Annotated in this window: 2 protein-coding genes and 1 pseudogene; 1 reads left to right on the forward strand and 2 read right to left on the reverse strand. The window is 74.8% G+C overall.

Going from position 1 to position 2,650, the window contains the following annotated elements; genetic code table 11:
- Nucleotides 1-548 (forward strand): annotated as a pseudogene (locus tag ESO86_RS19145) (trehalose biosynthesis protein); the annotation flags it as partial.
- A gap of 24 nt (nucleotides 549-572) precedes the next feature.
- Here the strand turns inward: ESO86_RS19145 and ESO86_RS15195 are convergent.
- Both ESO86_RS15195 and ESO86_RS15200 read right to left on the reverse strand, forming a co-directional pair.
- Nucleotides 573-1,025, reverse strand: a complete 453-nt coding sequence (locus ESO86_RS15195) for a methyltransferase family protein (RefSeq protein ID WP_129235732.1) — start codon at nucleotides 1,023-1,025, stop codon at nucleotides 573-575.
- Between the two features lie 66 nt (nucleotides 1,026-1,091).
- The coding region (locus ESO86_RS15200) for an acyl-CoA dehydrogenase family protein (protein ID WP_129235733.1) at nucleotides 1,092-2,650 on the reverse strand (1,559 nt) is incomplete at its 5' end.

Genomic DNA, 2,650 nt, shown 5'->3' on the forward strand with positions numbered 1-2,650 from the left:
TCGAGCCCCAGGAGGCGGCGATCGCCGCGGTCTACGCGCGGGCCGAGGCCGGCGCGTGGCCCGCCCTGCAGCGCGTGCACGGCGACCTCCACCTCGGCCAGGTGATCCTCGCCCCCGGCCGGGGCTGGTTCCTGCTCGACTTCGAGGGCGAGCCGATGCGGCCGATGGCCGAGCGGCGACGGCCCGATCTCCCCGTGCGCGACGTCGCGGGAATGCTCCGCTCCTTCGACTACGTCGCCGGGGCCACCGAGCTCGTGCATCCTGAGCGAACCGACGACGCGCGCGCGTGGGCGGCCTCAGCCCGGCAGGCCTTCATCGACGGCTACGTCGGGGCATCCGGCATGGACCTCAGCGCCTACCGCGACCTGCTCGCGGCGTTCGAGCTCGACAAGGCCGTCTACGAGGCGATCTACGAGACGCGCAACCGCCCGGACTGGGCGCCGATCCCGCTGCGCGCGATCGCGCACCTGCTCGAGACCGGCCCGTTGCAGGCGTCGGCCGACGCGGCGGATGCCTCGGCGGCGCCGGCGGGCGATCCGACCGGGTGATGTCGTGCCGCTCGCGCGGCGGGCTCAGCGGATGCCGCGGGCCCAGAGCAGCAGCGGCGTGCGGTCGGCGTACTCGCGGTACGCGTCGCCGAACCGGTCGAGGAGCCGATGCTGCTCGAGGTGCGCCTTGACGACGAGCACGACCGCGAGGAGCACCCACACGACGATGAGCTCGATGCGCGCCCGCCAGATGACCCAGCCGGCGGCCGCGATGAGGAGCCCGACGTAGATCGGGTTCCGGGTCAGCCGGAAGACGCCGTCGGTCTTCAGCGTCGCGCCCTCGCGCGGCGCGACCCAGGGCACCAGGTCGCGGCCCAGCGCGACCACGCCGGCGCCGGAGAGCACCAGCCCGGTGATGACGAGCAGCACGGCGAGCACGGTCGCCTGCCGACCGGCCCAGAGCGGATCGCCGGGGAGCAGCAGGAGCGCGAGCAGCACGAACTGCGCGACGACGAGCCAGTTCGCGCGATCCTTCACCCGCCCATCCTCTCGCGCCGGAGGGCGAACCCGCCACGCGGCGGTGCCGACGCGCGTCGTTCCGCGTCAGGCGCGCGCGAGGATCGCCGCGACGTCGACGCCCGGCGGCAGCGCGCCGTACATCGATCCACCGTCGCCCTCCAGTCGCGACCGCACGAACGCGTCCGCCAAGGGCCCGGGAGAGTGCCGGAGCAGCAGCGCCGCCTGCAGCACGAGCGCGAGTCGCTCGGTCAGCTCGCGCGCGCGGAACGCGGCGGCCGAGGCATCCGCCCCGCTCAGCTCGCCGACGACGGCGCGGACCTCGGCTAGCGCGAGGTCGAACGCGGGGTGCTCGCCCGCCGCCTCGCCGACGACGTCGAAGAACGCCATGAACGCCTCGGGCTCGCGGGCGAGCACGCGCAGCACGTCGAGCGCGATGACGTTGCCCGAGCCCTCCCAGATCGCGAGCAGCGGCTGCTCGCGGTAGCGGCGGGCGAGCGGGAACGCCTCCGTGTAGCCGTTGCCGCCGAGGCACTCGAGGGCCTCCGCGGCGTGATCGGGCCCGCGCTTGCAGATCCAGAACTTGGCGACCGCGGTGGCGAGGCGTCGGAACGCCTGCTCGGACTCGCTCGCGTCGACGTCGTAGGCGCGGGCGAGCCGCAGGGCGGTGAGCGTCGCCGCCTCGGACTCGATCGCGAGGTCGGCGACGACCGCCGCCATCGCGGGCTGGTCGACGAGCAGCGCGCCGAACGCTCGACGGTGACGGACCTGCCAGGCGGCCTCGGCGACCGCCTGCCGCATGCCGGCCGCGGTGCCGATGACGCAGTCGAGGCGCGTGCGGGTCACCATCTGCACGATCGTCGCCACGCCGCGACCCTCCTCGCCCACGAGCCACCCGGTCGTGTCGTCGAGCTCGATCTCGCCGGACGCGTTCGACCGGTTGCCGAGCTTGTCCTTGAGCCGCTGGATGCGGACGACGTTGCGCGATCCGTCGGGGAGCACGCGCGGGACGAAGAAGCACGACAGCCCGCCCTGCGCCTGCGCGAGCACGAGGAACGCATCGCTCATGGGCGCGCTGCAGAACCACTTGTGCCCGGTCAGGCCGTACTCGGCGCCCCATTCCGGGCGGATGCCGCCTGCCGCGCGCGGCACGGCCCGGGTCGTGTTGGCCCGGACGTCGGAGCCGCCCTGCTTCTCGGTCATCGCCATGCCGACGAGCGCGGAGGACTTGGGCGCCGCGTCGGAGCCGGCGCCGCCGCCGCCGAGCCCGGGCTCGTACGTCCGGCTGAGGAGGCGTGGCATCCACTCGGCCTGCAGGCCGTCGGCGGCGTGCTCGAGCGTCGCGACCGCGGCGTGGGTCATCGACACCGGGCACGCGTGACCGGGTTCGACCTGCGCGAGGAGGAGGAAGGCGGCGGCGCGGTCGGCGTTCGCCCCCGGGCGCGGGTCGGCCCATGCCGACGTGTGGGCGCCCGCGGCGAGCGCGGCCGCCATGATGCGGTGATACGACTCGTCGTACTCGACCTCGTCGATGCGCGTGCCCCAGCGGTCGTGCGTCACGAGCCGCGGCGGATTCGCGTTCGCGAGCTCGGCGTCGCGCTGGAAGGCCGCCCCGCCGACCATGCGGCCGAGCTCGTGCAGCGCCG

Origin of the sequence: Agromyces binzhouensis, from assembly GCF_004135055.1 — a bacterium.
Lineage (GTDB): Bacteria > Actinomycetota > Actinomycetes > Actinomycetales > Microbacteriaceae > Agromyces > Agromyces binzhouensis.